The sequence below is a fragment of the Joostella atrarenae genome, assembly GCF_021764745.1.
In the GTDB taxonomy this organism is placed as follows: domain Bacteria; phylum Bacteroidota; class Bacteroidia; order Flavobacteriales; family Flavobacteriaceae; genus Galbibacter; species Galbibacter atrarenae.
In genome coordinates, this window is sequence record NZ_JAETXX010000001.1 from 791,480 (window position 1) to 816,841 (window position 25,362).

Consider the following 25,362-nt stretch of genomic DNA (forward strand, 5'->3'; position numbering starts at 1 on the left):
TATTAAAAAGCAAAGGCTGAGCTATAGACATCTATAGCTCAGCCTTTGCTTTTTAATATCCAATTTTGCTTCGTACGCGTTTTAAAGTTTCATTGGCTACTTTTCTTGCTTTTTCAGCTCCTAAAGCTAATATGTCATCAATCTCATTAAGGTTCTCCATATAATAATTGAAGAGTTCTCTTTCTGTAGAGAATTTATCAAGAATTAGTTCATATAATGCTTGTTTTGCATGACCGTAACCAAATCCTCCTTGTTCATATTTTTTACGCATATCTGCTGTTTGCTCTTCCGTAGCAAGTAATTTATAAATACCATAAACATTACAAGTATCTGGGTCTTTAGGGTCTTCTAACGGAGTGCTATCCGTTTCGATGCTCATTACTTGTTTACGTAACTTTTTTTCTGGAAGGAAAATATTAATAAAGTTATCCGCAGATTTACTCATTTTTTTTCCGTCTGTCCCTGGAATGTACATCGTTGTTTCTTGTACTTTTCCTTCAGGAATAACAAACGTTTCACCTATTTGCGTATGTACACGTGAAGCTACATCTCTAGTTATTTCTATATGCTGCATTTGATCTTTCCCAACAGGAACAATCTCCGCATCGTAAAGTAAAATATCTGCGGCCATAAGCATAGGATATGTAAAAAGTCCTGCATTTACATCGTCCAATCTGTCTGCCTTATCTTTAAAAGAATGTGCTAATGTAAGACGCTGAAATGGGAAATAACAACTTAAATACCAAGTAAGCTCCGTTGTTTGTGGAATATCACTTTGTCTGTAAAATACAACTCTATTTACATCTAGACCGAAAGCAAGCCAAGTTGCAGCAACTCGGTAGGTGTTATTTCTTAAAGTCTCTCCGTCTTTAATTTGAGTTAACGAATGCATGTCAGCAATAAATAGAAAAGAATCGTTTTCTAATTTATCAGACATTTTAATTGCAGGAATAATAGCTCCCAATAGATTTCCTAAGTGGGGAGTTCCTGTACTCTGTATACCTGTAAGTATTCTTGCCATTTCTGTATTTTAAACAATACTACAAAGGTATAATGTTTTATAAAAAAATATAGTACAATTGCTTATTTTTGACTCCATGCAGAAACTTATAAAAGGATTCTTTCAGTTATTATATAGAATTTGGTTTTATCTCCTTATGGCGTTGCCAATTATTGTTTTGTTTCCATTATTGCTGATTCTAAGTAGTAGTGAGCGATTGTATCCTTACTTCTTTTGGATAGCTAGAAACATATGGGCTAATTTTGTGCTTTATGGTATGTTTTTGTTTCCAAGAATCAAGAGAGAGCAGAAGCTTGAAAAAGGAGAAAGTTACATGCTTATTGGGAATCATACTTCTATGATGGATATTATGATGATGCTAAGAGTTTCTAAAAATCCTTTTGTTTTTGTCGGTAAAAAGGAGTTGTCGAAGATTCCTATTTTTGGATTTTTCTATAGGCGTGTTTGTATTCTTGTTGACCGAAGTTCTTCTAAAAGTAGGTCTGCTGTCTATAAAAGAGCTCAAAAGCGTCTAAATCAAGGGGTGAGTATATGTATTTTTCCTGAAGGGGGAGTTCCTGATGATATAACTGTTGTGTTAGATTCTTTTAAAGATGGCGCCTTTAGATTGGCTATAGAGCACCAGATACCTGTTGTTCCAATTGTTTTTTTAGATAATAAAAAGAGGTTCTCGTATGAGTTTTTTAGTGGCTCTCCTGGGAAAACAAGGGCTGTTGTGATGCCTTTTATTCAAACTGAAAATTTAAAATCTAGTGATGCTTCAGAAATAAAACAGGAATCTCGTGAGCTTATTCTTGATAAATTAATTGCTGAAGGATAAGGTCATTAGTTAAATATAAATCTAACGAGTGATTATCTGTAAAGTTATATATACCAATATTATTCTTGAGCTAAATGCTTTACTTTTCCTAGCGGAAATAGTAGTCTTTAGAAGTTGATTAAAACTTAAAGCTCAATCCAGAATATACTCCTAAAATATATGGAGAGAAACCACCGTCTTCTCTAGAGAATGTGTTTAATTGGTATTTAAACATTGGCTCAATATTAAAAAGTAACTTGTTGGAAACTTGGTAATCTACTCCTAGCCCAATATTGGTACTAAAACTTAAATCGTTCAAATTATTCGCTTCTCCAATTTCGGCGGCTAGATTATTAGATTGTAAGGTCACTTCATTGTTTGTTAAAAATAAAGAGCTTACACCCCCAATAATATTAATTCCAAACTTTTTATCTAACAAGCGATATTTTAATTCCATTGGAACTTCAATATACCCGAACTCTTGATTCATAGTTCCTTCAGAAGAATCGTCTGTTTTTCCTTGAAATTCACTAGTTGCGCTAAAACTTGGATTTTTGCTACTAGAAACATTTAAAAGCGCATCTGATCTATTAAAAGTTACGGTAGAAAGTGATTGTGTGGATCCAAATACAGCAGGGCTAAATTCAATATTATTGGTGCTATAACCCATATTTACATTGTTAACTCCAGATCTCACACTTAAACGCTTACTCACATTGTATGCAACGTTAATTCCATAACTCATATTTATAGCACCTTCTTTGCTGTTTGAAGAAAATTCTCTGTTAATAGGAGATCCTTTGCTAAGTGAATTATAGTAAACAGGAGCGATATTTGGGTTTACAGACCAACGAGAAGCTTTAGGCTCGTTAACTGCAACTTCAGTTTCTTCTTTTTCCATTTCTGCAACAACATCTAATAGCGATCTCTTTTTAGAATCATCGATATCGGTGTCTTTTTCCTCTTCTGTCTGTGGCAAATTTTTAGCAACTAGATTATTATCCTCTGCAACTTCCTTGTTTGCTACCGAAGACTCTTTATTTGCAAAACTCTTATCTACTTCAGGGTAATTAATTGGGTTTTTTGAAGTGTTGTTGTTAGCTTTATTTGTGCTTTTTTCTGATACAGCAACTCGGGTATTGTTTGAGTTAACTTCTTTTTTGGTTGCAGGGTTTTTAATGTTGTCAAGAGTTTCTTTCTCATTATTCTCTTCCTCTGCAATAGCATTTTTAGGTGTTATTGCAGGCTCTTCATTTAATATGTTGGTATTTTTTTCTTCTGATGGTGTAGCAGGTTTATTGGTGATTGTTTCTGTTGAAGGAATCGCGTTGTTAGGAGTGTTTAGGAATAGACTGCCTAATAATAGTAAAAGAGCTACTGCAGCAGCTGCACCACCAAGTCTCCACCAAATAGGAATTACCTTGCGGTTTTGTTTTCCTTTATTATCCAAAGAGGTTTCAATCGAAGACCAGATGTGCTCAGGTGGAGCAGCATCGAAATCCTTGAATTTCTCTTGGAATAAGCGTTCTATGTTCTTTTTGTCCTTCATATTAATAAAATACCAATAGGTATTATATAATTTTGTAGCAAAGAAAGTATTTTATACCGAATTTGCTGCTGTATTTATAGTGTCTTCTTCTATTTTATTCCTTAAAGCCATTTTGGCGCGTGCCAAATTAGACTTAGATGTTCCTTCGCTAATAGATAGCATTTCGGCTATCTCTTTATGAGAATACCCGTCCAATACATAAAGGTTAAATGTGAGACGATATCTATCTGGTAATTCTTGGATGAGTTTTAATAAATAATCCAAAGAAATGTCTTCATCTACAACTTCAACATTTACTTCTGCATCCAGATTATTGGGGAGTGCTTCAAAAGCACCTTCTTTTCTATACTTTTGAAGTACTGTATTAACGGTAACTCGTTTCATCCAGCCTTCAAAAGAACCTTTAAAGCTATATTTTTCAATTTTACTAAAAATAACCATAAAACTATCGTGCAGATTATCTTCCGCCTCAGCTTGATTGCGAGAATATTTTAGGCATGCGCTATATAGCTTCTTACTGTAAAGCTTATAAAGTGCTGCTTGCGCTTTTCTATCCTGCTTCTTGCATTGTTCTATGAGTTGTTCTAGACTCACTATGGCTTCGTTAGGCTCTTTTTGTTTTTACTCATCTCCAGCATCTCTTACTGGAACTTCATAAGTAATATACACTTTTTCTCCATTTTCATCTTCGCCTACGTAAAATTTAAAAGTATAGGGGTCTCTATATCTTACTTCAAAATCGAAACTGTCTGTACCTTCTGTATCTGTTAGTGTTTCGCAATCTGTTCTGTCTAACACTGTGGCGATTGCAAAGATAGTGCGTTCTGTTTCTCCTGTATGATTAAATTCAAATCCATCATAAATGTGACAATCAGTAGGAAGTGCATAGTTGAATTCAATATTATACACCTTTCCATATTCAAAATATTCTGGGAATGTAGCCTCAGTTACTTCTAAGGTTTCATAATAAAAATTTGTAGCATCATCATCAGATAAGTCACATGAACTAAAACTAAGTAGCAATACGCTGCTAAGCATTAAAACAAAAAACTTTTTCATCTTTCTATTTGTGTTATTTTTTATTATTAGATGCTTTTGTAATCAAAGGGTTGCGTATGGGGATAAAAAAATCCCGAGAAATTATTTCTCGGGATTTTTTTGGTATATTATAAGAGATCGAGTTTACTCATTCATAGCTTTAATAGCGTCATAAATTTTAACTTCAAGCTCTTCTAAGAGTTCTGGATTGTCTTGTAATAATGCTTTAACAGCATCACGACCTTGACCTAGTTTAGTGTCTCCATAACTAAACCAAGAACCACTCTTTTTAATAATTTCAAACTCAACACCAAGATCTAAAATCTCTCCAACACGAGAAATTCCTTCACCATACATAATGTCGAATTCTGTAGCTTTAAAAGGAGGAGCTACTTTATTTTTAACAACTTTTACTCTAGTTTTATTTCCAGAAGCGCCACCGTCGCTATCTTTAATTTGTGTAGATCTACGGATATCTAAACGTACCGAAGCATAAAATTTTAATGCGTTACCACCAGTTGTTGTTTCTGGGTTACCAAACATAACTCCAATTTTTTCTCGAAGCTGATTGATAAATATTACGGTACATTTTGTTTTATTAATACTTGCGGTTAGCTTACGGAGCGCCTGAGACATTAAACGGGCATGAAGTCCCATTTTAGAATCTCCCATTTCTCCTTCAATCTCACTCTTAGGAGTTAATGCAGCTACAGAATCTATAACAACGATATCTATAGCTCCAGAACGAATTAAGTTATCTGCTATTTCTAACGCTTGCTCTCCATGATCCGGTTGAGATATAATTAAATTATCGATATCTACTCCTAATTTCTGCGCATAGAAACGATCAAATGCATGCTCTGCATCAATAAATGCAGCAATACCTCCAGCTTTTTGAGCCTCAGCCATTGCATGCAAAGTAAGTGTGGTTTTTCCAGAAGATTCTGGACCATATATTTCTATAACTCTTCCTCTTGGGTAACCTCCAACGCCTAAAGCGATATCCAGACCAATAGAACCTGTAGGAATAGCATCTACATCTACAATAACACTATCTCCCATTTTCATCACCGCTCCCTTACCGTAGGTTTTATCCAACTTGTCTAAAGTGAGCTTTAGTGCTTTTAATTTTGCATCTTTTTCCGAACTCATTTCTCTCTGTGTACTTTATATTTTGATTAGTGCTAAAATACTATTTCTTTTTTCAGCATACAATTTGCCGCGCAACCTTTTTAATTATTTTGTGTCTATTAATTAAGGAAAGCAAAAAGAACTCTTATGATTAGAATTCACTTAAATAGTATTTTCTAGTTGTAGGGAAGTTACGTCTTTTATTTTTAAAAGATTTACATAGATTTTTTTAGATAGAAAACTGCAATGTCTACATATTAAAATCAAAAATAACTTTTGCTTTTCCTTGTTTCGAAAAGATTGATGTAGGCTAATTTCGTTGTTGGTTTTTGCAAGGATGGATATATTGAATGTTTAGCAACAACGATTTAGTTATTAAAGAGTTTCAGTGTAAATTGAAACTCTTTTTTTATGTGTATCTTTGCACGGTTTAATTTCTATATAGATGACAAGTAACGGACGTATTGAATTGATGGCGCCTGCAGGGAATTTTGAATCACTACAGGCTGCTTTGGTAAATGGAGCAGATTCTATTTATTTTGGTGTTGAACAATTAAATATGCGAGCTCGTGCAAGTATTAATTTTACTATTGAGGATTTATCAGAAATAGTGAAAAGATGTGAGGAGAAGAAAGTTCGTACCTATTTAACTCTTAATACCATTATTTACGATCATGATCTTTCTGTAATAAAAACGGTTCTTGATGCTGCTAAAGCGGCAAATGTTACTGCCGTTATTGCTATGGATCAGGCTGTAATTGCCTATGCTAGGCAGATACAGATGGAAGTTCATATTTCTACACAAATTAATATTACAAATATAGAGACAGTAAAGTTCTATTCTTTATTTGCAGATACTATGGTTTTGAGTAGAGAGCTTAGTCTTAGACAGGTTAAGAAGATTTGTGATGACATTGAAAAGGAGCAAATAAAAGGACCTTCAGGGAATTTAGTTGAAATTGAAATTTTTGGACACGGAGCTTTGTGTATGGCTGTTTCTGGAAAATGCTATTTGAGTCTTCATTCTCATAATTCTTCTGCAAATAGAGGTGCTTGTAAACAAAATTGCAGGAAAAAGTACACGGTTATAGATCAAGAAAGTGGTTTTGAGATAGAGTTGGATAATGAATACATGATGTCTCCTAAAGACTTGTGTACATTAGATTTCTTAGATCAGGTGATAGATGCTGGGTGCAGTGTTTTAAAAATAGAAGGACGAGGGAGAGCACCAGAATATGTTGCTACGGTAATAAAAACATATCGAGAGGCTATAGATTCATATTATGAAAAGACCTATTCTGATGAAAAGGTTTCAGAATGGATGAAATCTCTTGAGAAAGTTTATAATCGTGGTTTCTGGAGTGGATATTATTTAGGTCAGAAGTTAGGAGAATGGAGTGACGGGCCAGGATCACAGGCTACGCAGAAAAAAGTTTATGTAGGTAAAGGGATGCACTTCTTCCCTAAAAGCAATATTGCTGAATTTAAAGTAGAAGCTTTCGATATCAAGATAGGAGACACACTGCTTGTAACAGGACCTACAACTGGAGTTGAAGAATTTACTTTGGAAGGAATGATGGTGAATGATGAAAAGCTTGAAGTTGCCAAAAAAGGAGATTCTTGTACGATCCGAACAGACTTTAGAGTCCGATTATCAGATAAACTATATAAAATTGTTGCTTCCTAATGGTTGTAGTTACTTTACAGAGAAATAAATGTATAGGCTGTAATTATTGTGTAGAATTGGCGCCGCAGCAATTTCAGATGTCTAAAAAGGATGGTAAATCTGTGTTGCTAGGAGCGGTAGAAAAAAAAGGGTTTTTTACAATAAAATCTTTCGATGAATCTATTTATGATGCCTGTAAGCAATCACAAAGTGCATGCCCAGTAAAAATCATAGAAACGAAACTTATTTAAGGAACAAATTCAGAAAATTAATAGTTTGTAAAAAATCAATTTAGGTGCTTGCTAAAATGGGTTGAAGAAAACTTAGAACAGGCAACTGTAGGATGTGCAGAGAGCGCCAAACACAGTTTCTTTTATTCGTTTCTTTAAAAACCAAAAAAGGCTTACTTTTGCAAAAATATATTCTTTAACTTAAATTTTGTTATAGCATGCAACTGTACAATAACTTAAGCGCAGAAGAAAGAGCAACATTAATTGAAGAGGCCGGAAAAGAACGCCTTACAATTTCTTTCTACAAATACGCTAAAATCGGAAATCCACAAATCCTAAGGGATCATTTATTTATAACTTGGAACGAATTGGAAGTTCTTGGTAGAATTTATGTTGCTAATGAAGGGATTAACGCACAATTATCGGTTCCTGCCGATTTATTTGCTGATTTTAAAGCACATTTAGATTCCATTTCTTTTTTAGAAAATGTACGATTGAATATTGCTATTGAACATGATAATTTTGCTTTCCTAAAGCTTAAGGTGAAAGTGAGAGAGAAGATTGTTGCTGATGGTCTTATTGATGAAACTTTTGATGTTACTAATAAAGGAGTTCATGTAGATGCAAATAAATTTAATGAACTTATAGAAGATCCAAACACAGTTTTAGTGGATATGCGTAACCACTATGAAAGTGAAATAGGTCATTTTAAAAACGCCATTACTCCAGATGTAGATACTTTTAGGGACTCTTTGCCAATTATTGAAGAAGACCTTAAAGAGCATAAAGAAGATAAAAACTTAGTAATGTATTGTACTGGTGGAATTCGTTGTGAAAAAGCCAGTGCTTACTATAAACATAAGGGGTTTAAGAATGTATTTCAGTTGGAAGGTGGAATCATTAATTATGTAAGGCAAGTAGAAGCAAATAAGCTAGAGAATAAATTTATAGGTAAGAATTTTGTTTTTGATGAGCGTCGTTCGGAGCGTATTTCTGAAGATGTTATTGCTCATTGTCATCAATGTGGGAAACCTTGTGATACACATGTAAATTGTGCTAATGAAGCTTGCCATTTGTTATTTATTCAATGTGAAGAATGTGCAGCAGAAATGAATAATTGCTGTTCTACAGATTGTATGGATATTGTTGCACTTCCTGCCGAGGAGCAAAAAGCGCTAAGAAAAGGGAAGGGTGTTAGTAACTTGATTTTCAAAAAAGGAAGATCAGAAGTATTAAAATATAAGAATAAGAGTTAGTAAAAGCACTTATAAAGAGTGTTTTTATTAATTTAAGAAGCTGTTTCTATAAATCGGTCATTCTTAAATTTTAAGGGTGTAAGAAATTTAAACAGACTAAAAATAGTATCTTTACGTATTAGTAAAATATTTATGAACCTCCGCCGAAATATACTTTTGAGAAGTTTATTTTGGTTCAATATATAAAATTATGGGATGTAGTAGTTGTTCAACCGGTAAGGATGGGCAACCTCGAGGGTGCCAGAATAACGGTACTTGTGGAACAGATGGTTGTAATAAACTTACCGTTTTTGATTGGCTTTCTAATATGTCGTTACCCAATGGGCATGAGCCTTTTGATTGCGTGGAAGTTAGATTTAAAAACAGTAGAAAAGAGTTTTTCAGAAATAAAGAAAATTTAACCCTTTCTATCGGAGATGTCGTTGCAACAGAATGCTCTCCTGGGCATGATGTTGGAGTTGTTACGCTGGTTGGAGAATTGGTTAAAGTACAGATGAAGAAGAAAAAAGTAGATTTTAAAGATGAAAATCTACCTAAAGTCTACCGAAAAGCTTCACAGAAAGATATAGATATTTGGCAAGCAGCACGAGATCGTGAAGCTGAAGTTCAGAAACGTTCTAGAGAATTAGCTATAAGCCTAAAATTACAAATGAAAATCTCCGATGTTGAATTTCAGGGAGATGGGTCTAAAGCTACTTTTTATTATACCGCAGAAGAGCGTGTAGATTTCCGACAGTTAATTAAAGATATGGCGCGTACTTTTAGTACACGAATAGAAATGCGTCAAATAGGTTACAGACAAGAAGCTGCCAGACTTGGTGGGATTGGATCTTGTGGCCGTGAACTTTGTTGTTCTACCTGGCTTACAGATTTTAGATCCGTAAATACTGCTTCCGCTCGTTACCAACAGCTTTCACTAAATCCGCAGAAATTAGCCGGACAATGTGGTAAGCTTAAGTGTTGCCTAAACTACGAATTGGATGCATATTTAGATGCATTGAATGATTTTCCGAGTCAAGATCAGCGCTTAAAAACCAAAAAGGGAGATGCCGTTTGTCAGAAAATAGACATCTTTAAGCAGTTAATGTGGTTTTGTTACGAAGGAGAATGGGCAAATTGGTTTATTCTTACAACGAGTCAAGTAAAAGAAATTATCAGTCTTAATAAGAAAAAACAGCTAGTAGCAGGGTTAGAAGAATATGCTTTAGATCTAACTGAAGATACTAAAACGGAGTTTGAAAACGTTGTAGGGCAAGATAGTTTAACACGTTTTGATAAGCCTAAAGGCACAAAAGGGCGTTCTAAAAATAAGAAAAGACGTAATAATAACAGAAGGAAAAGGTCTGACAATGCATAAACGACTTGTTTTTTTGAGTCTTATAGGTTTACTGCTTATTGCTTGCGATACCAATAGTGTATTTAGTGAGTATAAAGCGATAAAAGGTGGTTGGGATAAAGAAGAGGAGGTCTCTTTTGATTTCACCCCTAAGGATTCTATTAATGCATATGATATCTTTATCAATCTTAGGAATGATAATAAATATCGATTCAGTAATTTATATTTGATTGTTAATTTAGACTTTCCCGAAGGAAAAACTATTTCAGATACTTTAGAGTATGAAATGGCTAAGCCAAATGGTGAATGGCTAGGAAAGGGGTTTTCTTCAGTAAAAGAGAATAAACTTTTTTATAAGCAAGCAATTGTCTTCCCCACTATGGGAAATTATAGTATTGGGATAGCGCATGCAATGCGAAAAAATGGATCTGTAGAAGGAGTGACGTCCTTAGAGGGGATTACAGACGTAGGTATAAGTATAGAAAAATCAGCTGAAAAATAAAATGGCAAAGAAGGCAACGAATAAAAAAGCTAAAAGTAAAAATCAAGGTTTTAGAAAATATATCCTTTGGTTTTGGCGATTGTTCTTAGGTGGAATCGCTTTTGTAGTACTTATGTTTTTATTAGCTTCATGGGGTGTATTTGGAGAATTACCTTCATTTGAAATCCTAGAAAACCCACAAACGAACTTAGCTTCAGAAATTATTTCTTCTGATGGAAAAACGTTGGGTAAATATTATTTAAATGATAATAGAACGCCTGTTGCTTTTGAAGATCTTCCGCCACATTTAGTAAATGCATTAGTGGCTACAGAGGATGAGCGTTATTACGACCACTCAGGAATTGATGCTTGGGGAACATTAAGAGCAGCTGTTTTCTTGGGATCTAGGGGAGGAGCAAGTACGATTTCTCAGCAATTAGCAAAACAATTATTTACAGAACAAGTTTCGTCGAATATACTAGCGCGTGTCGTTCAAAAAATGAAAGAATGGATTATTGCCATTCAGCTAGAAAGACAATATACAAAAGAAGAAATCATAGCGATGTATTTCAATATCTATGATTTTGGTAATAATGCAGATGGTATTCGTTCTGCTGCACGTATATATTTTGGAGAAGAACCTTCAAGCCTAAATGTAGAGCAATCTGCAATGTTGGTGGGAATGTTTAAAAATTCTTCTTTGTATAATCCTAGAAGGAACTCTGCAGGAGTGGAGAATAGAAGAAATGTAGTGTTGAGCCAGATGTATAAGAATGAATTCTTAAATGAGCAAGAACGCGATTCTCTAAAGGCAATTCCTTTAGAAATCGACTACCATCCAGAAACACACCGAGAGGGAATTGCTACATATTTTAGAGAGTATCTTAGAGATTGGTTGAAGCAATGGGCTGCAGATGAAGATAATTACAGACCAGACGGTGAGAAGTATAATATTTACCTAGATGGATTAAAAATATTTACGACTATAGATTCTAGAATGCAAGCAAATGCAGAAGAAGCGGTAACGGAACATATGAAGCGTTTACAAGCAGAATTTTTTGTTCAGAATACAGATGAACGCAATCCTACGGCACCATTTTTAGATGTTACTCCAGAAGAAGTACAAAGTACATATGAGCGTTCTATGCGTCAATCAGAGCGTTGGAGGCATATGAAATATGATCTTAAAAATCCAGATGATAAAATTATTGCTTCATTTAAGGAGAAAATTCCAATGCGAGTTTTTACTTGGCAAGGGGAAAAAGATACCGTAATGACGCCGTTAGATTCGATAAAATATTACAAGTATTTCTTACGTACAGGAATGATGTCTATGGAGCCGCAATCCGGACATGTAAAAGCTTGGGTTGGAGGTATAAATTATAAGCATTTTCAATACGATCAAGTTAAGCAAGGTCGCCGCCAAGCGGGTTCTACTTTTAAACCTTTTGTATATGCTACCGCTGTAGATCAATTGCATTTATCACCTTGTGATGAATTTCCAGATATATATACATGTATTGAAGCTAATAAGTATGGAAATATGCTTCCTTGGTGTCCTAAAAACTCCAATGGAAAATATTCTGGAGATATGTACACGTTAAAGTATGCATTGGCAAACTCTGTGAATACTGTTACAGCTAGGCTAATGGATAAAGTTGGTCCACAACCAGTTGTAAACCTTATTAAGCGTATGGGGATAGAATCTGAAGTTCTTCCTGTACCTTCTATTGCCCTTGGTACAGCAGATGTTTCTGTATACGAAATGGTAGGTGCCTTTGGTACTTTTGCTAATCAAGGGGTGTATGTAAAGCCAGTTATGATTTCTCGTATAGAAGATAAAAACGGAACTGTATTATATGAGTCTGTACCAGAAACACGTGATGTTTTAAGTAAAGAAGTTGCTTATACAACCATAAAACTGATGGAAGGTGTTACGCAGGCAGGATCTGGAGCTAGGTTAAGAACTACTGGAGTAGATAAGTATAACCAGATGTATCGCGAAATAATGACGGGCTATCCTTATAAATTAATGAATCCTATTGCAGGTAAAACTGGAACAACTCAAAATAATAGTGACGGTTGGTTTATGGGGATGGTTCCTAATTTGGTTACTGGTGTTTGGGTAGGTGGAGAGGATAGAGCAACTCATTTTTCAAGGACTTTATATGGTCAAGGAGCGAGTATGGCATTACCTATTTGGGGACTTTATATGAAGAAGTGTTATGCCGATGAAGATCTTGGTATTTCAACGTCAGATTTTGAAGAGCCAGAAGACTTAAGTATCCGAGTAGATTGTAATAAACCTGCTGAAACGGATCAAGATTCTATAAAAGTAGATTATAACGAAGGAGTAGATATCGATTTTTAAAATCGTACTTATGAAAGCATTATTAATTGTAGATGTTCAAAACGACTTCTGTACTGGCGGCGTATTGGCCGCCAAAGGAGGTGAAGAAGTGGCTCCTATAATTAATAAAGTTGCTCCTAGTTTTAATTTGGTAGTAGCTTCTAAAGATTGGCACCCTACAAAAACAAAGCATTTTGATAAATGGCCTCCACATTGTGTTCAAAATACAAAAGGAGCAGCCTTTCACCCTGATTTAAACTTAGATTTTATAGATAAAATTGCTTTAAAAGGAACAGGAACTATTGATGATGGTTATTCTGCTTTTGAAGCTACTAATATCAATCTTTCTTCATATTTTAATAATGAGGGTATTACCTCATTATATATTAGTGGTATTGCAACAGATTACTGTGTTCTTCATTCTGTGATAGATGCAATCAAAGCTGGTTTTAAAACATATGTTATAACAGATGCAATCCGTGGTGTAAATCTAGAACCGAACGATTCGCAAGAAGCATTAAAGCAGATGGAACAGCTTGGTTGTATTTTAATTACTTCTGAAGAGTTTTTAGATTCTTAGGACTCATGAATGATATTTTTTGACTTTAGTTTAAAAGTTAACTCTCAATAATCAGTTTCTTCGATTTCTTTCCATAAATAGGTTATTAAACAACTCAATAAAAAATTCTTATTTTATTGAAATATTCGTAATTTTCAATTAAAATTTTATCAAATGATTAATAAGAAAGTTGCCTCTGTGGATGAAGCACTCCAAGGAGTAAAAGATAATATGACATTTCTATTGGGGGGATTCGGACTTTGTGGAATTCCTGAGAATAGTATCAATAAATTGGTAGCGCTTAATATTAAGAATCTTACTTGTATTTCTAATAATGCGGGAGTAGATGATTTTGGTTTAGGCTTATTGCTGCAAAAACGTCAAATAAAGAAAATGATTTCCTCATATGTTGGAGAGAATGACGAATTTGAACGTCAGATGTTGAGTGGAGAGCTAGAAGTAGAACTTATTCCGCAGGGTACATTAGCGGAACGCTGCCGAGCGGCACAAGCTGGTATTCCTGCTTTTTATACTCCAGCAGGCTATGGAACGGAAGTGGGTGAAGGAAAAGAAAGTAGAGTTTTTAATGGGAAACCACATATTTTAGAACATGCTTTTGAAGCCGATTTTTCTTTTGTAAAAGCATGGAAAGGGGATGAAGCTGGGAATCTTATTTTTAAAGGAACTGCTCGTAATTTTAATCCTGTTATGTGTGGAGCAGCTAAGATTACAGTTGCCGAAGTAGAAGAGTTGTTACCAGCAGGCAGTTTAAACCCTAATGAAATTCATATTCCAGGGATTTTTGTTCAGCGAATTTTTCAAGGAGAAAAATATGAGAAGAGGATTGAACAACGTACAGTAAGAAAGAGAGTTTAATTTGAACAATTCAACAAATTAATTATGAGTTTAAATAAAGAACAAATAGCGCAGCGTATTGCTCAAGAAGTAAAAGATGGATATTATGTGAATCTTGGAATTGGAATTCCTACACTGGTTGCTAATTATGTACGCGATGATATTTCTGTTGAATTTCAAAGTGAAAATGGTGTGCTTGGGATGGGGTCATTTCCTTTTGAAGGCGATGAAGATGCAGATATAATAAATGCCGGTAAGCAAACAATCACAACATTGCCAGGAGCTTCATTTTTTGATTCATCACTTAGTTTTGGGATGATTCGTGGGCAACATGTCGATCTAACCATTCTTGGTGCTATGGAAGTTGCAGAAAATGGAGATATAGCAAACTGGAAGATTCCAGGGAAAATGGTGAAAGGAATGGGAGGAGCAATGGATTTAGTTGCTTCAGCAGAAAATATTATTGTTGCGATGATGCATACCAACAGAGCAGGCGAGTCTAAGCTTCTTAAAGAATGTTCTCTACCATTAACAGGGGTTAAGTGTGTTAAAAAAATTGTTACTAATTTAGCCGTTCTTGAGGTTACTAAAGATGGTTTCTTATTGTTAGAACGTGCTCCTGGAGTTTCTGTAGATGAAATTAAAAACGCTACTGATGGACGTCTTATTATTAAAGAAAATACTCCTGAAATGAATTTATAACAATTTATTGTTTTCTTATTAAGTTGTTATTTTTAAAAGAATGTGCATTTCGTCGAATTAGTTTATCCTTTTAACTGATAATTCAAATTTTCTTTTAGATTTGCAACCGTCAATATGGAAATATTGTGTTGAATGACACATAATTTTAATTTGACAACAACATTTGTATCATTCACAACAAAAATGTGAGATTTATGATAAAGTGTTATAAATTTATGTTCCTAGATTATTAGATTGTTATTAACCTACTTAACTATTTGTAAAATGAGTGATTATGCTTTAACCTATGAAACCGACCAACAAAGTAAATCGATCTTAAAAGTATTAAGTAATAATATTAAAGGAACGATTACACTAATGAAAAGTTTAATGATTGTAGCAAAAAAACTATTAATGTTCTAATGCCCCAAATAAGAACATTTCCCCCACTAGTTTTTTGCTGAGTGTCATGGATTAAAGAGATAAACTTAATTGTTTGTCTCTTTTTTTATGCTTTAGAATTTACTTTTTATGTTAATTACCTTACTTTTATCTTATGTCGGATACACTTTCTATAGCAGCAATACAAACTACCTTAGCGTGGGAAAACCCTGAGGATAACCGTGAATTACTTCAACAGAGAATAAGAGATTTAAAAGAGGATGTCGATATTGTAATCCTTCCTGAAATGTTTACATCTGGCTTTACAATGAATGCAGCAAGGGTGTTCGAAACTATGGAAGGTGAGACTTTAAGGTTGCTAAAAACTCTTTCAAAGGAAAAAAATGTAGCTATTGTTGGGAGTTTAGTAATCCAAGAAAATAAAAATTATTACAACCGATTAGTGTTTGTAACTCCAAATGGTAATATTAGTTATTATGATAAACGGCATACCTTTACGTTGGCAGGAGAACATGAGGTGTATGCTTCGGGAACCGAAAAAGTGATTATTACTTATAAAGGTTGGAAGTTATGTACGCAGATATGTTATGACTTACGCTTTCCCGTTTGGGCAAGAAATACCGAAGATTATGACGTACTTCTATATGTTGCTAATTGGCCAAAAAAGCGAATAAAAGCATGGGATGTTTTGTTGCAAGCACGCGCTATTGAAAACATGAGTTACTGCATTGGAGTAAATCGTGTTGGGTTAGATGGGAATGATTTTGAATATACAGGGCATTCTGCAATATACAATCCTCTTGGAGATGCTATTGTTTATAGCGAGCAAGATGAAACTCTTTATGCTACACTTTATAAAGAGGAAATTGCAAAGTACAGAAGCGGACTTAAATTTTTAAATGATAGAGATGACTTTACTTTAAAATAAAAGTCTGCTCAATTTCCCAATTGGCCCTTAACTCAACAGGATCCGGATAATAACTGATTCTTTCAGGCTGGATTTTCTTTAGGTAATTTCCAGTATCCCATTTTCCATTAGCATTATCATCATGAATTACACGAATTAGATATGTGCCAGGGTCGATATTTCTGAATTCATAAGCATATTTCTTTTCCTCGATATACATCTCTTCCTTTACATCGCCATTTTTATCTGTAAGCTGAAGTATTAATGGGTACGATTCTACATTCTTTAGATTTACACGCATACTCCCAAGATCGGCCACACTTTTTGTGGAAACACCATAAGAAAGGGTGTCGTTTTTATCACCATAGAAATCAGTAATAGCTCCAGGAAGTAAGGTGATTCTATATTTCTGATCGGCCTCAGAATCCCATTTTAAATTAAAGATGTTTTTCTTTTTATCTAATAACGGAGTAAATTCTAAGGTTGTAGAATCTTTGTCTATTACAGAAATAAGCTCTTTGTTATAAGATTCGATTGGCGTAGAACCAAGAATTTTTAAGGAATCATTTATACTGAAACTTTTATTCATTTGTGCTACCACAAGGGTGTCTGCATAAAGTTCTTTAATACGGACAGTAAAGGTGTCTATTTCCTTTTTGTTTTTTACTTCAAAAATTAACGAATCGGACTCAAAAGGAGTGAAGAAGTATTTAAGTGTATCTTTTTCAGCATCTGGAAAAATTCGGTAATCATAATCTTCTGGTTTGTCAGAAATTAATTTTATTTCCATTCCAGTAGGATCGCCTTCGTAACCAAAAAATATTTTATTCTTAGCAATTAAAGAGGGTCTTGCTGCTTTATATGCAGGAACTTCCGTAAAGAGATTTAATCCGTATATAGAATCGTTTGGAATATTTATAAGATGATCTATAAAACCTATTTTATCTGTTTTTGGATCGAATTTATAATTTCCAGCTTTATCTTTTATAGCGACTAATTTATAAGTTCCCTTTTTAAGGTTTGTAAGTCTAAAATTTGTAGAACTATCTAATGTATTTGTTATATATGTAGGTGGTTTCTGGTATATAACAGAGTCGGTATAAGCGCTATCCACTTCGTAAAGCATAACAGAAATAAAAGAATCTGGCTTTTTCTGAACTGCATCAATCACAAAACCTTCCAACTCTAAAGAATCGATATATGATCCAGTGGAAAAAACATATTTAAAAAAAGAATATGGATTTGCTTCATTGTTATCTACTACACTTTGTCCGAAATTAAAAACATAAGTGGTATTTTCCTTCAAGGTGTCTAATAATTCAATCTCCAAATATTTACTCGCTCCAGATTGTGGATATACATAAGGAGTGTTTTTTAATGGAGGAGAAACAATAAGTTGCTTCTGTAGGTCTTTAAGTTTGATGTATTCATCAAAATCAATTCTAATTTTTTCTGAAGTAAAATTAGTGGTATTATTCTCAGGTCTAGCTGAAACAATAGATGGTGGCGTTAAATCTTTAGGTCCTCCTTGAGGGGTTCCTCTTCTAGCGCAGTTTATAAGACTGAATAATAGAACAAAAAATAAAATATAACTTAAGAGATTCTTAGCTTTCATCAGATAATACTTAATTGTTTTTCAGTGGTCAGCTAGAAAACTTTTTAGTAATGATTATTGTAAATTATTACTGATTAAAAAGGTATTTCAAGAAGCCCAATTGAAGCTGCAAATTAACGATTATTTTTAGTAACGTTGAAATTATGTAGTAATTGCAATAGTGATAATACTAAATTTAATATTCTGATCTTTCGGGAAGGCAATAATACAACTCTCCATAGTGGCTCCCGTAGTGATTACATCGTCAACAAGTAAAATATGTTTTCCTTTCAAATTGATGTTTTCATTATATAAAAAACGATTTTTTAAATCCGAGACACGCTCACTTCTGTTTTTTCTTGTATGTGTTTTCGAAAACTTAATATTATAAAGAATTTCTTCGGAATAATTTGCTGCTATCTGATCGGCTATTTCCTTGCCAAATTTTGCCACTTGATTGTATCCTCTTTCTTTTTTCTTCTTTTTGTGTAACGGAACTGGGATTACATAATCAATATTTTTAAATCTTTCTGAATTTAAAATTTCTACTCCAATCCATTTACCAAAGAGTGTTCCAAGCTCTTGGTGGCCTCTATATTTTAGGTTATGGATAAGCTCTCTGACGATTCCTTTTTTATAATATCGAAGAAAAGAAGCTGCATTTTCAATTTTAACACGTCCGTATAAAATTTTTTCGGTAGGATTAGCGTTTGTATTAATAAATTGAGTGAGTGGTAATTGATGTCGACATTCAACACAAATAGAAGCACTACTAGGTCCTATTATTTCTGAACACCCTAAACAAGTGATTGGAAAGAATAAATTTTGAAGATCATTTAGTATCTTTACAGCCTTAATCAATTATGATAGTTGAAGTTATATCCAAATCTAACTAATTTAAATGAGTGCTCAAAAAAAGCAACTTGGACAAAAAATAATATTAGGAGTTTTACTGCTTTGTATAGCAGCACTGACTGGGTTTTCTTACTTTAATTATGTAGAAAGCGAAGAGAAAGTTTCTTTTTTGGAGAATGCTAAAGGGATGATTGTTGAAGATTTAGAGAGTATCCAAACAGATTTGAATAAGTTAGCTGAGGAGAATGAGAACCATATTAAACAAATCGATTATAGCAGGAAACGTATCGCTATGTTGATGGACTCCATCCAAATGCTAGATGTAGATTATCAGATTTTAGGCAGATATAGAAGAGAGCTCGCCGAGATCAGAAAAGAAAATAATTATCTTCATAAAGTTACAGACTCTATTAAACAACAAAACTTCTTACTATCTAAAGAAATAGATAGTACAAGATTAAGATATACAGAGTTAGAGCGTTATTCTAATGCCTTAAAAAGCGCCAACGAAAATCTTACGCAATTCACAGATTCTCTAATTAATGAAAATATTGAGCTTACCAAGAAAGTAGACAGAGATCCCGCTTTAAAGGTATCTGCTTTGGCAGGAATGGCATATAAAGCTAGAGGCAATGGTAAAGTTATAGAAACCAATAGAGCTTCTAAAGCAGAACGTCTTCGTGCTTGTTTTAATATAGCTCCTGGTACACTATTGCAACCTGGTGAGCGTGTGTTCTATATTCAATTCATAGATCCTAAAAATCAGATTCTAGGAAGTAGAAATGCAGTTAATTTGAATGGTAAAAAACTAATTTACAGTAAAAAAGTTGTGGTAGACTATGAGAATAAACCCATGGGAATCTGCGATTATATTATTGTAAAAGACCTCGAAATGGATGGAGATTATCGAGTGAATGTGTTTTATAAAGAAAATTTATTAGCATCTTCTGTTTTTAAGCTGAAATAAAATTCTAATTCTCCTAAAAAGTATATTTTTGCGACATGGCAAATCAAGACGATCAATTTAAGAAAGTGATATCCCATGCTAAGGAGTATGGGTATATTTTTCCTTCAAGTGAAATTTATGACGGATTAAGTGCAGTATATGATTATGCACAAAACGGGGTAGAACTCAAAAGGAATATCCGTGAGTACTGGTGGAAAGCAATGGTGCAAATGCATGATAATATTGTAGGAATAGATGCATCTATTTTAATGCATCCTACCACATGGAAAGCTTCTGGCCACGTAGATGCATTTAACGACCCGTTAATCGATAATAAAGATTCTAAAAAAAGATACCGTGCAGATGTTTTGGTAGAAGATTATGTTGCCAAACTCGAAGGTAAAGTAGAAAAAGAAGTAGCCAAAGCGGCAAAACGTTTTGGAGATTCTTTCGATAAAGAACAGTTTATAGCTACTAATCCACGTGTTGTAAAATACAATGAAGAGGGGCAGGCTATTTTAAAGCGTCTAGGACAGTCTTTAGAGAAAGAAGATTTGGAAGATGTAAAAGCACTTATTGAAGAGCTTGGAATTGCAGATCCTGAAACGGGAAGTAAAAATTGGACTGATGTTAAGCAGTTTAATTTAATGTTCGGAACAAAGTTAGGAGCTTCTGCAGATTCAGCAATGGATTTATACCTGCGCCCAGAAACTGCACAGGGGATTTTTGTAAACTTCCTTAACGTGCAAAAAACAGGACGTATGAAAATTCCTTTTGGAATTGCACAAACAGGAAAGGCTTTTCGAAATGAGATCGTAGCAAGACAGTTTATCTTCCGTATGCGTGAATTTGAGCAAATGGAAATGCAATTTTTTATCAAGCCAGGAACACAGAAAGAATGGTATGATTACTGGAAAGATGCTCGATTAAAATGGCATATGTCTCTAGGTATGGGAGCAGATAATTACCGTTTTCATGACCATGAGAAATTAGCGCATTATGCTGATGCAGCTTCCGATATTGAATTTAGATTTCCATTTGGATTTAAAGAATTAGAAGGAATTCATTCGCGTACAGATTTTGATTTGTCACAGCATGAAGAATTTAGTAATAAAAAATTACAATATTTCGATCACGAAGAGAATAAGAGTTATACACCTTATGTTTTAGAGACTTCTATTGGTTTAGATAGAATGTTCTTAGCAGTATTCTCAAACTCACTTCAAGAGGAAGAATTAGAAAATGGTTCTACAAGAACTGTTTTAAAATTACCATCGGTTTTAGCGCCAACAAAAGTGGCTATTTTACCACTAGTTAAGAAAGATGGACTGCCAGAAGTTGCTAAAGAAATCTTAGAAGATCTTAAATGGGACTTTAGTGTTACTTATGATGAAAAGGATGCCGTCGGAAGGCGTTACCGTCGTCAGGATGCAGCAGGAACACCTTTTTGTGTTACCGTAGATCATGATACATTAGAGGATAACACCGTTACCATAAGATATCGTGATACGATGGAGCAGAAACGTGTTAAAATTGATGAACTTCGTGGTTTAGTGGCTAAAGAAGTTGATATTAGAAACTGGTTGATGAAAACCAAGTAATCACGTTTCTTAACATATATAAATCCCCAAAAGTTAGTGATAATCTTTGGGGATTTTCTTTTTATAATTTATAGTTTAATTTAATTCCGCCGTAATAATTAATTGGGAGTCCAGGGTAATAATAACGAGGTTCTGAGTCGCCAAAACCTACTGCATTAATAAGGATCGAAGAGGCATATTTTTCATCAAAAAGATTATTGATGCCTCCTGTAATTGCTAAGCTAAGATTCTTGGATATAAATTTTTGATATCCCCCTTTTAGGTTAATAAGATTGTAGGCGTCACTGTATAAAGAGTTTTCATCATTCATAGGCATTGTACCTAAATGTTGATACGTAGTTGTTAAGAAAAGTCCGTTTAGATGTTTTAGCTGAAACCCACCATTAATCATGTTTTTAGGAACCCCCGTAAGTTCATTTCCTGAGTAATCGACATTGTTATCTATAAAATCTTCAAACTTATGATGGTTAAAAGTAGCATTTATATAAGGCTGAAAGGTTATTCCCGCTGAAATATTAGTTACATAATTTAATGACAGTTCGATTCCTTTGTGAGATGTTTTTCCAGCATTTCTCCCTATATATTGATCTTCATCAACTCGATCTGCAACTAGTAAATTTTTAACATCCATAAAGTAAAAGGAAGCCGTAGCTTTTAGTTTTCTTCCGAAGAAATAATTTTCACTTCCAATTTCATAATTAGTTCCAGTTTCTGGGCCAATACTTGCATTAATTACACCTTCTGGAGTTAACGTTTCTTCAAGATTAGGGAAAGAGTAACCGTAGCTTATATTTCCATAGAGGAGATTGGTCTCAGTGAAGTTATATCGTACGCTAAAGTTTGGAGCCCAAATTCCATCAAAATTTCGCTTTGCATTCCTATTTTCTATCCCTTGATTGTAATAATCACGGAAGTTATAGGAAGTACTGTTGTAATTTAGCCCTAGTTCTACTACCAGTTTTTGGAAATACATGCTAAAAGTTCCAAAAGTATTTAAACGATTTCTATACTCTTTATTGTCGCTTAAAAGATTTCCTTCAAGGCTACCTTGGTTGTTGTTTTGTTCATATAAATTTTCAATAGTAGCCCAATTATAAGTGTCTGTATATAATTCTGCTCCAGCAGAAAATTTATTTTTAAAAGGCAATGATGCGATGTTTCCAGAGAAAACAGATCTAAATCCGTAGCTATTAGTAAATTCATCTAATATATTAAAAGGCCTTGGTTCGTAATGGTCTGTATAAGAGTAGAAAGCAGTGGTTGTATTTGTTAATCGATCAGAAAAATTATGCTCCAAGGAAATTCCAACAGTAGTTATTTTATTGTCTTCGTAGCCTTGCGCTTCATTCCAGTTTGAAGCGGCTAATTTTGGATTCTCATTAAAATCTGTAGCGCTAATAGAGCTCGCAATCTGTGCATTATAATCAAGTTGATTAAATAACAGTTTAATGGTGTTTTTAGCATCCAAATGATAGCCCATATCCAATAGAATAGCATTTCTTTTATAATTGCTATTCTCCCTATAACCATCGGTTTCCAAATGGTCTGATATTAAGTTGAAATAAAACTTTTCATCTCGATAGCCTGCTTGAAAGCTATTTTTTAAAAGACCAAAAGAGCCCAGTGTGATATTATTACTAACTGTAGTTGTATTCTTTTCTGGGATTTTTGTTTGCATTAAAAGAGCACCACCTAAATTGGAACCATAGGGAGTTGCTTTAGGACCTTTTATAATTTGTATGGAAGCTAGGCTCTCCGGGTCATAAATATTAAAAGATGTTTCCCCGATACCACTTGTAATAGGAATGCCATTAAAATAAGCTTGGATTTTATTAGTTCCATAAGGAGTCCTAGCTCCCATTCCTCTTACTGTGAGTCTATTTGTGTTGATAGCGCCAGAGAAAACATGTACGCTGGGTGTTTCGTTTAAAACTGTTGTTATTTCTGTAGGAGCATATCTTTCAATATCGTTACTACTTATGTTATCTACAGGGATTATGAGCGGGTTCTTTTGGAACTGTTTAGATTCTAAAATGACTTCTGCAAGTGTGTCGTTCTTCTTTTCTTGAGCTGTTAGAAAAAAGACGGAAAATATAAGAAATAGGAAGGTTTTGTTCATTAAGTAAAAATAATAGTTTTGACGGCGATGCCATAACTTTCTGATTAAAATGTAAAATGTTGATAATTTCACTCTTTACTTTCACTCCATATATCTTAGTTTCCTCTTAATATCCTTATTTTAGCTTTTTGTCATAAATCGACTTTATAATTCTTGAAAAATAAAAATAAGCATGAAAATTATCTCCTATAACGTAAATGGAATCCGAGCAGCATTAAAAAAAGGTTTTTTAGAGTGGTTGCAATCTGCAGATCCAGATGTAATTTGCCTACAAGAAATTAAAGCTAATAAAGAACAATTAGATTTATCTGTTTTTGAAGAAGCTGGTTATCCTTACCATTACTGGTATAGTGCTCAGAAGAAAGGATATAGTGGAGTCGCTATTTTATCCAAAACAGAGCCTAAAAATGTTACCTACGGAACAGGAATTGAACATATGGACTTTGAAGGGAGGAATATAAGAGTAGATTTTGATACCTGCTCAGTGATGAGTTTATATTTGCCTTCAGGTACTAATTTAGCCCGTTTGGAGCATAAATTAATGTATATGGCCGATTTCCAAGAGTATATAGATACGTTAAAAAAGGATATTCCAAATCTAGTTATTTGTGGAGATTATAATATTTGTCATGAAGCTATAGATATTCATGATCCTGTTAGAAATGCTAAAGTGTCTGGTTTTTTACCAGTAGAAAGAGAGTGGATAGGAAACTTTATAGATAGTGGATTTATTGATAGTTTCCGTCACTTTAATAAAGAGCCAGATAATTATAGTTGGTGGAGTTACCGTGCCAATGCTAGAAACAATAACAAAGGTTGGCGTATTGATTATAATATGGTAGCAGAGCCGTTACAAGAAAAATTAAAAAGAGCCGTTATATTACCAGAGGCTAAGCATAGCGACCATTGTCCAATACTTGTTGAGATTGAAGATTAATGGCAGCTTTGACTATAATTTTAAAAATATATCAATGTTAAAAAAAATATTTATAGGATTACTTTTTGTAGGGCTAACAACTTCTTGTGTTTCATCTAAAGTATATAATGACTTACAAAGTAAATATGATGCTTTAAAAGGTCAGAATGATGATACTGCCGCTAAAAACCAGGAGTTAAATGCAGCGAATAATCGCTTAGAGAACGATTTAAGTAAGCTCCAAAAAGAATATGATGCAGCTGTTGCAGAGCGTAATAGGCTACGACAAGATTATGAAGCGGCTAAAAATAATCTAGCAAACTTGGAGGCGTCTTATAATGCTTTAGAGAAAAATAGTAGTGCAGCAATAACAGCTAATTCTGAAAAGAATAGAGCTTTATTAAAGCAATTGGAAGAGAAGGAAAAAGCATTGGCGGAGGAGAGTTCACGTCTGGATGCTTTAAAGCAAGAATTGCAAGCACGTTCTCAAAGAGTTATAGAGCTTGAAGGATTGATTGCTGCTAAAGATGAAGCAATGAAAAATTTAAAAGATGCTATTTCTAAGGCATTATTAGATTTTGAAGGGAAAGGATTAACTGTAGAGCAACGCGGAGGTAAAGTGTATGTTTCTATGGAGAATAAATTATTGTTTCAGAGTGGAAGTTGGGCTGTAAATGCTAATGGAAGAAAAGCGGTGCAGCAACTAGGGACGGTATTGGCTCAGAATCCAGATATCAATGTGCTAATTGAAGGCCATACCGATAATGTGCCTTATGGAGGGAATGCGAGTCTTAAGGATAACTGGGATTTATCAACCAAAAGAGCTACATCTATTGTGCAGATTTTAGAGGAGAATAGTAGTATTGATCGTTCTAATTTAACCGCGGCGGGAAGAGGAGAATATCTTCCTATAGCAAGTAATGAAACCGCTGAAGGTAAGGCTAAAAACCGTAGGATTGAAGTGATCCTCACGCCTAAATTAGATGAGGTTTCTAAACTATTAAATGATATATAAATTATTCAATTTCAGATTTCTTAAGTTTAGATATAAGATTTTTGATTTTAGAATT

General features: G+C 34.0%; 23 protein-coding genes. 15 read left to right on the forward strand and 8 right to left on the reverse strand.

Translation table 11 applies throughout. The annotated features are described in order from the left end of the window. Positions 1-52 precede the first annotated feature (52 nt). Positions 53-1,021, reverse strand: coding sequence for a tryptophan--tRNA ligase (gene trpS / locus JM658_RS03420; RefSeq protein WP_236957825.1), 969 nt, complete (start codon positions 1,019-1,021; stop codon positions 53-55). Between the two features lie 76 nt (positions 1,022-1,097). Here trpS and JM658_RS03425 point away from each other — a divergent pair, with 76 nt between their 5' ends. Then, on the forward strand, positions 1,098-1,841 hold the full coding sequence (locus JM658_RS03425) for a lysophospholipid acyltransferase family protein (RefSeq protein WP_236957826.1): 744 nt from the start codon (positions 1,098-1,100) through the stop codon (positions 1,839-1,841). Positions 1,842-1,959: 118 nt separating this feature from the next. On the opposite strand, the gene JM658_RS03430 is transcribed toward JM658_RS03425, so the two are convergent. The 4 genes from JM658_RS03430 to recA all read right to left on the reverse strand — a co-directional run bounded on the left by JM658_RS03430 (position 1,960) and on the right by recA (position 5,559). Beyond that, the gene (locus tag JM658_RS03430) at positions 1,960-3,369 is read right to left on the reverse strand and encodes an outer membrane beta-barrel protein (protein WP_236957827.1); all 1,410 of its coding nucleotides are present in this window, start codon (positions 3,367-3,369) and stop codon (positions 1,960-1,962) included. A 51-nt stretch (positions 3,370-3,420) separates the two neighbouring features. Beyond that, on the reverse strand, positions 3,421-3,963 hold the full coding sequence (locus JM658_RS03435) for an RNA polymerase sigma factor (protein ID WP_236957828.1): 543 nt from the start codon (positions 3,961-3,963) through the stop codon (positions 3,421-3,423). A 27-nt stretch (positions 3,964-3,990) separates the two neighbouring features. Then, positions 3,991-4,428, reverse strand: coding sequence for a hypothetical protein (locus JM658_RS03440; RefSeq protein ID WP_236957829.1), 438 nt, complete (start codon positions 4,426-4,428; stop codon positions 3,991-3,993). Positions 4,429-4,551: 123 nt separating this feature from the next. After that, on the reverse strand, positions 4,552-5,559 hold the full coding sequence (recA, locus tag JM658_RS03445; protein WP_236957830.1) for a recombinase RecA: 1,008 nt from the start codon (positions 5,557-5,559) through the stop codon (positions 4,552-4,554). A 424-nt stretch (positions 5,560-5,983) separates the two neighbouring features. Between recA and JM658_RS03450 the strand changes: the two genes are divergently transcribed. The 10 genes from JM658_RS03450 to JM658_RS03495 all read left to right on the forward strand — a co-directional run bounded on the left by JM658_RS03450 (position 5,984) and on the right by JM658_RS03495 (position 16,282). Then, the gene (locus JM658_RS03450) at positions 5,984-7,225 is read left to right on the forward strand and encodes a peptidase U32 family protein (RefSeq protein WP_236957831.1); all 1,242 of its coding nucleotides are present in this window, start codon (positions 5,984-5,986) and stop codon (positions 7,223-7,225) included. Next, positions 7,225-7,455 (forward strand): ferredoxin, encoded by a 231-nt coding sequence (locus tag JM658_RS03455; RefSeq protein ID WP_236957832.1) that lies wholly within the window; start codon positions 7,225-7,227, stop codon positions 7,453-7,455. The genes JM658_RS03450 and JM658_RS03455 overlap by 1 nt, the downstream gene beginning before the upstream one ends. Positions 7,456-7,652: 197 nt before the next feature. After that, positions 7,653-8,690, forward strand: a complete 1,038-nt coding sequence (gene trhO / locus JM658_RS03460; protein ID WP_236957833.1) for an oxygen-dependent tRNA uridine(34) hydroxylase TrhO — start codon at positions 7,653-7,655, stop codon at positions 8,688-8,690. A 190-nt stretch (positions 8,691-8,880) separates the two neighbouring features. Further along, on the forward strand, positions 8,881-10,047 hold the full coding sequence (locus JM658_RS03465; protein ID WP_236957834.1) for a PSP1 domain-containing protein: 1,167 nt from the start codon (positions 8,881-8,883) through the stop codon (positions 10,045-10,047). Further along, positions 10,040-10,528: a gliding motility lipoprotein GldH gene (locus tag JM658_RS03470; protein WP_236957835.1), complete on the forward strand. Its 489-nt coding sequence runs from the start codon at positions 10,040-10,042 to the stop codon at positions 10,526-10,528. Before JM658_RS03465 ends, JM658_RS03470 begins: the two co-directional genes overlap by 8 nt. A 1-nt stretch (position 10,529) precedes the next feature. After that, on the forward strand, positions 10,530-12,878 hold the full coding sequence (locus JM658_RS03475) for a penicillin-binding protein 1A (protein WP_236957836.1): 2,349 nt from the start codon (positions 10,530-10,532) through the stop codon (positions 12,876-12,878). A 10-nt stretch (positions 12,879-12,888) separates the two neighbouring features. Further along, complete coding sequence (locus tag JM658_RS03480) at positions 12,889-13,437, forward strand: isochorismatase family protein (RefSeq protein WP_236957837.1); 549 nt, start codon at positions 12,889-12,891, stop codon at positions 13,435-13,437. A gap of 153 nt (positions 13,438-13,590) precedes the next feature. Further along, the gene (locus JM658_RS03485) at positions 13,591-14,292 is read left to right on the forward strand and encodes a CoA transferase subunit A (RefSeq protein ID WP_236957838.1); all 702 of its coding nucleotides are present in this window, start codon (positions 13,591-13,593) and stop codon (positions 14,290-14,292) included. Positions 14,293-14,316: 24 nt separating this feature from the next. After that, positions 14,317-14,973 (forward strand): CoA transferase subunit B, encoded by a 657-nt coding sequence (locus JM658_RS03490; RefSeq protein ID WP_236957839.1) that lies wholly within the window; start codon positions 14,317-14,319, stop codon positions 14,971-14,973. Positions 14,974-15,508: 535 nt separating this feature from the next. After that, positions 15,509-16,282 carry an amidohydrolase gene (locus JM658_RS03495; protein WP_236957840.1) on the forward strand — a complete coding sequence of 258 codons (774 nt, stop codon included), beginning with the start codon at positions 15,509-15,511 and terminating at the stop codon, positions 16,280-16,282. Here the strand turns inward: JM658_RS03495 and JM658_RS03500 are convergent. Then, entirely contained in the window at positions 16,269-17,876 is a 1,608-nt protein-coding gene (locus JM658_RS03500; protein ID WP_236957841.1) for an Ig-like domain-containing protein, read from the reverse strand. The genes JM658_RS03495 and JM658_RS03500 overlap by 14 nt on opposite strands. 141 nt (positions 17,877-18,017) lie before the next feature. Then, positions 18,018-18,716 carry a ComF family protein gene (locus JM658_RS03505; protein WP_236957842.1) on the reverse strand — a complete coding sequence of 233 codons (699 nt, stop codon included), beginning with the start codon at positions 18,714-18,716 and terminating at the stop codon, positions 18,018-18,020. Positions 18,717-18,756: 40 nt separating this feature from the next. Here JM658_RS03505 and JM658_RS03510 point away from each other — a divergent pair, with 40 nt between their 5' ends. After that, complete coding sequence (locus tag JM658_RS03510; protein WP_236957843.1) at positions 18,757-19,677, forward strand: hypothetical protein; 921 nt, start codon at positions 18,757-18,759, stop codon at positions 19,675-19,677. Between the two features lie 35 nt (positions 19,678-19,712). Next, positions 19,713-21,257: a glycine--tRNA ligase gene (locus JM658_RS03515; protein ID WP_236957844.1), complete on the forward strand. Its 1,545-nt coding sequence runs from the start codon at positions 19,713-19,715 to the stop codon at positions 21,255-21,257. Between the two features lie 61 nt (positions 21,258-21,318). Here JM658_RS03515 and JM658_RS03520 read toward each other — a convergent pair whose 3' ends face one another. Beyond that, a complete protein-coding gene (locus tag JM658_RS03520) occupies positions 21,319-23,376 on the reverse strand; it encodes a TonB-dependent receptor family protein (protein WP_236957845.1) in 2,058 nt (685 codons plus the stop codon). Positions 23,377-23,548: 172 nt separating this feature from the next. On the opposite strand from JM658_RS03520, the gene JM658_RS03525 reads away from it, so the two are divergent. Together JM658_RS03525 and JM658_RS03530 are read left to right on the forward strand one after the other, a co-directional pair. Then, complete coding sequence (locus JM658_RS03525) at positions 23,549-24,313, forward strand: exodeoxyribonuclease III (protein ID WP_236957846.1); 765 nt, start codon at positions 23,549-23,551, stop codon at positions 24,311-24,313. Positions 24,314-24,347: 34 nt separating this feature from the next. Then, positions 24,348-25,307, forward strand: coding sequence for an OmpA/MotB family protein (locus tag JM658_RS03530; RefSeq protein ID WP_236957847.1), 960 nt, complete (start codon positions 24,348-24,350; stop codon positions 25,305-25,307). Positions 25,308-25,362 lie beyond the last annotated feature (55 nt).

Coding starts and splice junctions, on each gene's coding strand:
- JM658_RS03490 (WP_236957839.1), top strand. CDS start 14,317: ATGAGTTTAAATAAAGAACAAATAGCGCAGCGTATTGCTCAAGAAGTA.
- JM658_RS03455 (WP_236957832.1), top strand. CDS start 7,225: ATGGTTGTAGTTACTTTACAGAGAAATAAATGTATAGGCTGTAATTAT.
- JM658_RS03530 (WP_236957847.1), top strand. CDS start 24,348: ATGTTAAAAAAAATATTTATAGGATTACTTTTTGTAGGGCTAACAACT.
- JM658_RS03510 (WP_236957843.1), top strand. CDS start 18,757: ATGAGTGCTCAAAAAAAGCAACTTGGACAAAAAATAATATTAGGAGTT.
- JM658_RS03425 (WP_236957826.1), top strand. CDS start 1,098: ATGCAGAAACTTATAAAAGGATTCTTTCAGTTATTATATAGAATTTGG.
- JM658_RS03465 (WP_236957834.1), top strand. CDS start 8,881: ATGGGATGTAGTAGTTGTTCAACCGGTAAGGATGGGCAACCTCGAGGG.
- JM658_RS03495 (WP_236957840.1), top strand. CDS start 15,509: ATGTCGGATACACTTTCTATAGCAGCAATACAAACTACCTTAGCGTGG.
- JM658_RS03525 (WP_236957846.1), top strand. CDS start 23,549: ATGAAAATTATCTCCTATAACGTAAATGGAATCCGAGCAGCATTAAAA.
- JM658_RS03430 (WP_236957827.1), bottom strand. CDS start 3,369: ATGAAGGACAAAAAGAACATAGAACGCTTATTCCAAGAGAAATTCAAG.
- JM658_RS03475 (WP_236957836.1), top strand. CDS start 10,530: ATGGCAAAGAAGGCAACGAATAAAAAAGCTAAAAGTAAAAATCAAGGT.
- JM658_RS03500 (WP_236957841.1), bottom strand. CDS start 17,876: ATGAAAGCTAAGAATCTCTTAAGTTATATTTTATTTTTTGTTCTATTA.
- trpS (WP_236957825.1), bottom strand. CDS start 1,021: ATGGCAAGAATACTTACAGGTATACAGAGTACAGGAACTCCCCACTTA.
- recA (WP_236957830.1), bottom strand. CDS start 5,559: ATGAGTTCGGAAAAAGATGCAAAATTAAAAGCACTAAAGCTCACTTTA.
- JM658_RS03440 (WP_236957829.1), bottom strand. CDS start 4,428: ATGAAAAAGTTTTTTGTTTTAATGCTTAGCAGCGTATTGCTACTTAGT.
- JM658_RS03485 (WP_236957838.1), top strand. CDS start 13,591: ATGATTAATAAGAAAGTTGCCTCTGTGGATGAAGCACTCCAAGGAGTA.
- JM658_RS03470 (WP_236957835.1), top strand. CDS start 10,040: ATGCATAAACGACTTGTTTTTTTGAGTCTTATAGGTTTACTGCTTATT.
- JM658_RS03515 (WP_236957844.1), top strand. CDS start 19,713: ATGGCAAATCAAGACGATCAATTTAAGAAAGTGATATCCCATGCTAAG.
- JM658_RS03520 (WP_236957845.1), bottom strand. CDS start 23,376: ATGAACAAAACCTTCCTATTTCTTATATTTTCCGTCTTTTTTCTAACA.
- JM658_RS03480 (WP_236957837.1), top strand. CDS start 12,889: ATGAAAGCATTATTAATTGTAGATGTTCAAAACGACTTCTGTACTGGC.
- JM658_RS03450 (WP_236957831.1), top strand. CDS start 5,984: ATGACAAGTAACGGACGTATTGAATTGATGGCGCCTGCAGGGAATTTT.
- trhO (WP_236957833.1), top strand. CDS start 7,653: ATGCAACTGTACAATAACTTAAGCGCAGAAGAAAGAGCAACATTAATT.